Origin of the sequence: Streptococcus penaeicida, from assembly GCF_002887775.1 — a bacterium.
Lineage (GTDB): Bacteria > Bacillota > Bacilli > Lactobacillales > Streptococcaceae > Streptococcus > Streptococcus penaeicida.
Genome location: NZ_LOCM01000078.1, coordinates 1 through 251, shown reverse-complemented (window position 1 = coordinate 251; position 251 = coordinate 1). Strand labels below are relative to the sequence as shown.

Annotated in this window: 1 protein-coding gene; it reads left to right on the top strand. The window is 35.9% G+C overall.

The window, feature by feature from the left end; genetic code table 11:
• Positions 1-2 precede the first annotated feature (2 nt).
• On the top strand, positions 3-251 hold a 249-nt coding region (gene tnpA / locus AT575_RS10350; protein ID WP_129587085.1), incomplete at its 3' end, for an IS200/IS605 family transposase.

Here is a 251-nt window from a genome sequence, read left to right as displayed (position 1 = left end):
ATATGGCACAGAAGGCACATAGCTTATCACACACAAAGTGGATGTGCAAATATCACATTGTGTTCACCCCTAAGTATAGACGAAAAATAATCTATAATCAATACAGAAGTAGTCTCGGTGAGATTTTTCAGAGACTGTGTAGCTATAAAGGTGTAGAAATAATTGAAGGTCATTTGATGCCAGACCATGTCCACATGTTGGTAAGTATTCCCCCAAGAATTAGTGTTTCAAGTTTTATGGGATATTTAAAA